Annotated in this window: 6 protein-coding genes and 1 tRNA gene; 1 reads left to right on the top strand and 6 read right to left on the bottom strand. The window is 56.5% G+C overall.

The window, feature by feature from the left end; translation table 11 throughout:
- Nucleotides 1–110 precede the first annotated feature (110 nt).
- Nucleotides 111–187: transfer RNA gene (locus tag G5229_RS19930), tRNA-Val, on the top strand.
- 170 nt (nt 188–357) lie between these two features.
- Here the strand turns inward: G5229_RS19930 and G5229_RS19925 are convergent.
- The 6 genes from G5229_RS19925 to fadR all read right to left on the bottom strand — a co-directional run bounded on the left by G5229_RS19925 (nt 358) and on the right by fadR (nt 5,968).
- Nucleotides 358–2,193, bottom strand: coding sequence for a sigma 54-interacting transcriptional regulator (locus G5229_RS19925; protein WP_421210180.1), 1,836 nt, complete (start codon nt 2,191–2,193; stop codon nt 358–360).
- Nucleotides 2,194–2,476: 283 nt separating this feature from the next.
- Nucleotides 2,477–2,941: a hypothetical protein gene (locus tag G5229_RS19920; RefSeq protein ID WP_421210178.1), complete on the bottom strand. Its 465-nt coding sequence runs from the start codon at nt 2,939–2,941 to the stop codon at nt 2,477–2,479.
- Between the two features lie 265 nt (nt 2,942–3,206).
- Nucleotides 3,207–4,091, bottom strand: coding sequence for an AEC family transporter (locus G5229_RS19915; RefSeq protein WP_421210176.1), 885 nt, complete (start codon nt 4,089–4,091; stop codon nt 3,207–3,209).
- Between the two features lie 12 nt (nt 4,092–4,103).
- Entirely contained in the window at nt 4,104–4,661 is a 558-nt protein-coding gene (locus tag G5229_RS19910) for a YaeQ family protein (protein ID WP_005352343.1), read from the bottom strand.
- Between the two features lie 187 nt (nt 4,662–4,848).
- The gene (locus G5229_RS19905; RefSeq protein ID WP_005345965.1) at nt 4,849–4,989 is read right to left on the bottom strand and encodes a TIGR02808 family protein; all 141 of its coding nucleotides are present in this window, start codon (nt 4,987–4,989) and stop codon (nt 4,849–4,851) included.
- Between the two features lie 265 nt (nt 4,990–5,254).
- A complete protein-coding gene (fadR, locus tag G5229_RS19900) occupies nt 5,255–5,968 on the bottom strand; it encodes a fatty acid metabolism transcriptional regulator FadR (RefSeq protein ID WP_026034983.1) in 714 nt (237 codons plus the stop codon).
- Nucleotides 5,969–6,194: the final 226 nt, after the last annotated feature.

Raw genomic sequence — 6,194 nt, 5'->3', positions numbered from 1 at the left:
TATAGCTCAGTTGGTTAGAGCACTACCTTGACATGGTAGGGGTCGTTGGTTCGAATCCAATTAAACCCACCACTTCTGCATAAAGAAATAAAAGTCGCATTGCGCACCCTGCGTCCTTAGCTCAGCTGGTTAGAGCATCACCTTGACATGGTGGGGGTCGGTGGTTCGAATCCACTAGGACGCACCAGATTTGAAAAGCCCGCTCATCGAGCGGGCTTTTTGCATTCTGCCATGTAGCCACTCCCCTGCCCCGCCAATCTGTTCATCACCGACCGGGCAATGGCGCAGAACCTTGTTCCCATAAAAAACCCGTGCCATCCGATAAACGACACGGGCCGGATAGATGCCGCCAGCGCCTCAGCTCTGCACGGCAATCTCGTACTTCTTTATCTTGCGATAGAGGGTGGCAATCCCAATCCCCAGCGCCTGTGCGGCCAGTTTTTTGTTGCCGAGCCGATGCAGGGTCTCTTCTATCATCTGTTTCTCCATGCTCTCAAGGCCACTCTCACCCGGAACGGGTTCGGGTAGTTTCTCCGGCGTGGCGGCGAGCGGAGCGGCGGCAGCCACATTGAACGATGCATCCAGGTTGGTCACCGGGATCGACTGGGCGGTGACGCGATGGGGCTCCTGATTGCGGATGATGTTGGGGGGCAGCAGACTGGCGTCAATCACCTCGCCCGCCTGGCTGACGTTGACCAGATATTCGATGAGGTTGCTGAGCTCGCGCACGTTGCCCGGCCAGCGATACCCCTTGAGCAGCGCCATCACCTCGGGTGCCAGACCGGGATAGACGATGCCGATCCGGCAGGTGTGGAGGTTGAGGAAGTAGTGGGTCAGCAGCTCCACGTCCCCTTCCCGCTCCCGCAGCGGCGGCAGGTTGAGAGGGATGACGTTGATGCGGTAATAGAGATCTTCACGAAACTTCCCCTCGGCGATGTATTGATCGAGATGCTGGTGAGTAGCGGCGATGATGCGAATATCCACCGGCACCGGTCGGCTGGCCCCGATGGGGGTCACCTCCCGCAGCTCCAGCACCCGCAGCAGCTTGGCCTGCATGGTGAGCGGCATGTCGCCAATCTCGTCAAGGAACAGGGTGCCCTGATGGGCCGCCTGGATCAGACCCTGTTTGCCACCGCTGGAGGCACCGGTAAAGGAGCCCTTCACATAACCAAACAGCTCGCTCTCCAGCAGTTGTTCGGGAATGGCGGCACAGTTGATGGCGATGAAAGGCTTGTCCTGACGGGGACTCAGGCGATGGACAGCGCGTGCCACCACCTCTTTACCGGTGCCACTCTCGCCACAAATCAGCACGCTGGAGGGACTCTGGGCGATGCGGTGCAGCAGTCGCTTGAGGGTGCGCATCGGCTTGCTCTCGCCGATCAGCTGATCGATCCGCACATCCGGATCCGGCTCCTGAACCTGACCGGAGTGGGACTGGTGAAACGCCATCAGAAAGAGCTGCTGGCCCTGCACATGATGTAGCTGGCCGATGATCAGCTCCTGACGACCTTCAAAAGTGATGATGTGCTGAAGATGACCACTCAGCCCCTGCTGGGAGAAGGTGAGCGGGCGGATCCCCACTTCGCGCCCCTGCAGCTGTTCCTGCTGGCAACCCAGATGATGGAGTGCCGCCTCGTTGGCGTAGAGCAGTTGACTCTTGTCATCGAGCAGCAGGCAACCCTGATCCATATTGGTCATCAGATTGAGGAACACCTTGTTGACCCCGTCCGACAGCCCGCGTGAATCGAGCAACTTGGCCACAAAGATAGTGGAAATGTGGCGCACATAGTCGCACACATCCTGCAGATTGTTGTTGAGGCGCGCCTGCTGCTCGTCGCTGAAGGCCACCAGACTGATCACCCCTATGCAGCGCTCGTCCACCATGATGGGCACCCCGAGGAAGGCGCGCTCACGGCAGCTCTCCTTGCAGGTACAGCCGTCACACACGGGATCATCGCTGGTGTGGGTAACGATCTTCTCCCGCTGATTATCAATCACATAGCGCAGCAGGCGGGAATCCCCCTCCAGCTGACGTCCGAAGAACTTGCCATAGGGCCCGGTGCCAGCCACCCGAACCATATCAGCATCCACAATTTCGACTTCAAGCTGCAGCACACTCGCCAGCATCTTGGCAAAGCGCAAGATGGTCGGCTGGATCTGCATCAACAGACACTGGTTGCTCACGGATCTCATCCATCATTCCTTTTTGTTCTTGTTATCCTCCCCCTAAAGGGAGTCATGCTGGCCAGATACTAAGGGATATCAGGGGGAACTACTTCGGGGGGGATCACGAAAAGGGAAAATGATCCGCATCCTCCGCGACTTCAGAGGTACAGATAAAATTCAATAAAAACATAAAGATGAAAACACATGCAGTGAGATAAACCACTCGGGTCAGCCAAGCCTGCTGATCAGTGAACCCCATCGACAGATCATGCTGACTGTGGGGAAAGCGACCTCTGATATGACACTTGGCTCACGCGCCACGTACCAGTTTCAAGACTTGGCACTCATGGTCGAAATCCGCTTTATCTTGCGGCTGAATGTAACTTTGCCAGCGGGCAAACAGCTCGGCCGTCGGATAACGATGCAGACGAATACCGGTGCGATAGAGTTTGGGAAAAAGTGGGTCTGGCTGGGATCTCACGACCAGACCGCGCAGCTTCTCGCCAGAGGGAATGGCAATCACCAGCTCATCCCCCTCTTTCAACCGTATGGCCCCCAGAATACCGATGCCGCCGATGGCTATGTCGCGCACCACCACATAGGGTACCGGGTTGAGCAACTCCAGAAACCAGTTGCGACGGCGACATTCCGCCTTGTAACCACCGCCACTAAGGATAAAACGGCGGTGTCTACGCCAGTCATAACCGGTAGGCAATGCCGGGTCATAACGCGATTTTGCCTGCCCCACAGGATCAGATTGCTCACTTGTGCTCATCCGGTTTCCCTCACTGGCATTGGTTAAACAGTGTCAGTCAGCTCTTTTTCATACTATAGCTGTCGCCGTTAGGCCCGGGGCTCAGGGTTAGATAGGGGGACGACAGATTTATCACGGAGGCAATGATGGACAGAGATGGCATGGAAAAGCTTGCTGATCCTGATAGGCTAACTTTCCCCTGCAAGGATGAGATGCGAACGACTGTGACTCGGTTCGATCAAGCAATTGGCCAGTGAGTCGCACCGCCGCAGCGATGCAATCTGACTTAGCCAGGCAGATGAAGTGCCAGCCAGACCGCCAGCGGGATCACCAGCACAGAGAGGGCATTGCCGCCGAGCACGATACTGGCCACCTTGTCCGGCTGACAGTGATACTGCTCGCAGAGCATGTAATTCAAGACCGCAGGGGGCAAGGAAACCGACAACATCAACAGCGGGATCCACTCCGTCTTGAGCGGCAACAGCCAGATCGCCAGCAGCAGCGACAATCCCCCCGCCAGCAGATAGAGCAGGTTGCACTTGAGCGCGAGGCCAAGGTGATCAAGCTCCCCCTCCATCAGGCGAATGCCCAGCGCAAAGAGCATCAGGGGCACCGAGATCTGGCCGAGCAGCGAGGCCGTGGTCACCACATATTCCGGCAGCTCAATGTGCAGGTTGGCCACCAGCAAACCGGCCAGCGCGGCCCACAACACAGGGCTGCGCAGCCACAGCCAACGGGAGGTATTGGCCGAGAGGATAAACATGCCGACCGAAAAGTGCAGCAGATTGGAGAGCACAAAGAGGATCACGATGGCCCCCAGTTGCTGCTCGCCAAACGCCAGCACCATCAAGGGGATACCGAGATTGCCGGTATTTCGGAACATGGCGGGCAAGATCAGCGCTGCCCGCTCAATTCCTTTGAGTTTGAGCAGTGCGAGCAGCAGACCGGGTAACAGAATAACCAGCGCCCCCGCCGCAATCAGCGGCATATGCTCCGCCAGTGCCAGCGGAAACTTGACCAGCGCGGAGAAGACCAGCGCCGGGGTAAACAGCTCGATATTGGCTCGATTGACGTAACCGAGCGCAGCCCCCGGTCGCAATCGCCCGTAGAGGGCGCCGAGCCCGACCACACCGAACACCGGGATGACGATATTGAGCAGGGCGCTGAACATGGGCGGCGTCCGTTACAGTTCGCGGGCCGGTTTGCCCATCAGCACCACCGGATCCAGCGTCACTTCCAGCGCGCCGTTGCTGACCCAGAGCTGACCATCGGAGATAGTGCAGGTGAGCTGCATGGTGCGCTCGACCATGGCGGTCAGCGGCAGAGTCTGGCTGTCGGAGAGTTCGATGATACTGAGGTTGTCATGCTGGCTCAGCTTGCCCTGGTTCTGCTTCCACCAGACGGCTGTACCACGACCGCCGTAGAGATAGAGCACCACCTGACGGGCGCGGTTGCAGGCTTTTTTGAGCCGTTTTTCATCGGGTTGGCCCAGCTCGATCCAGAGCTCTATTTCGTCCGAGTAGTTCTTGCACCAGAGCTCGGGTTCATCATCGGCGCTCAATCCCTTGGTGAATTCCAGTCGCTCGGCAGCGTGCCAGGCAAAGGCCGCCAGCCGGATCATCATCCGCTCATCGGTTTCGGAGGGGTGGCGCGCCAGCGTGAGGGAGAAGTCCTGATACAGATTGCGATCCATATCAGACAAACTGATCTGGGCCTTGAATACGGTTGCCTTGAGAGCCATAGAAAACCTTGAACACCTGATAAGAGAAGGGTGAGTGGGAAATACGGGCGCCAGTGTAATCAAAATCGGCGGCAGGTTCGACCATACTGACCAAAGATTTCCCCTTCACTGCCGGGATAAGTGCTTTAAAAGACACAAAAAACAAATGCCAGTCCGAAGACTGGCATTTGGCGGCATGAGAAGCGACTCACTTCTCGGCGGACTGTACCCCGAACGCGTTCAGCAGCATGCAACAGGTCACTGCCACCGCCACGAATCCGCTCAGAAAGATAAAGGGCATGGCCCCGTATCCCAGTACTGTCCAGATGGTGTGTTCAAGAAGACTCATTGTTGTGTCCTTCATCCGGTGAAAGGTGTGTTCCTTCTGGCGGATATTGGCTCCGCTCTTCATGCCTCCATTTGACCTCAATCAGCGGTTGGGCCCTATGCCACCAAAGTGATAAATGCAGGGTTCATTTGCGCTGGATCAAGCTTTTTGGCCAAATATCCATGCAGTTCAAGCAATTACCATCACCAATCTAGGATAGACACAAACACGGCAGAATAAAAAAACGCGCCGGATGGCGCGTTTCTTGGAAAGCACAGACAAGGGATCAGTTGTCGCACAGATCGCTTGGCATGTCCTGACGCAGGCGGGTCCAGAGCTTGCCGGACTCGATACCGTACTGACGCACCGTCATGAACACGGCTTCGTGGTTCTTGGTCTCCGCCAGATTGAGCAGGGTCTTGTAGTAGGCATCTGCGGTCTCGCGGGCCTGCTTGTCGGAGAAGTAGTAGCTGCCGACCCGGCTGTACAACCCTTTGAAACCGTTCAGGATCAAAGCATAGATCGGATTGCCGGAAGCAAACGCCAGCTGGTGGTGCAGGCGATAATCGAACTCGGCATAAGCCTGGGCGTTGTTCTCGACCCCATCGGCGCCACGCAGGATCTCGGCGGCCTGTTCCGGATTGTGACGGATCGCCCCGCGGATAAAGATGGTGCAGATGTGGGTACGGGCGGAGAGCAGCTGAGCTATCAGATCAGGTACCTTGTCCTGATCCAGACGAGCCAACGTCTCCAGAATATTGAGGCCGGAGGTTTCCCAGAAATTGTTCACCTTGGTCGGCTTGCCATGCTGTATGGTCAACCAGCCATCACGGGCCAGTCGCTGCAGCACTTCGCGCAAGGTAGTCCGGGTCACCCCGATCAACTCGGATAATTCACGCTCGGCGGGCAGAATAGATCCGGGAGGAAAGCGATTGTTCCAGATGGACTCGATGATGTATTCCTCGGCAAACCCAGCTGGGCTCTGCGCTTTTATAACCATGAATTGACTCTGTTGTAATGCGTAAAAAGGCTGACGAATGATATCAAAGCGATGATGGCTGGCAAGCATAAGGTCAGTCCTCTGCTCACATATGGCAAATATAGTGTTGGGAATATGTATCTAATCGCCGCAGGGGAGCCAGCCAACCCCGACAAGGTGGTTATAAAACAGACACATGGGCAGAGATCCATCGGCTATCATTTATAATCGTCACGCTTTTTGATTA

Origin of the sequence: Aeromonas sp. 602396, from assembly GCF_049173735.1 — a bacterium.
Classification (GTDB): domain Bacteria; phylum Pseudomonadota; class Gammaproteobacteria; order Enterobacterales; family Aeromonadaceae; genus Aeromonas; species Aeromonas veronii_A.
Note: the sequence above shows the minus strand (reverse complement) of the source record. Positions and strands in the feature narration are given on the sequence as shown.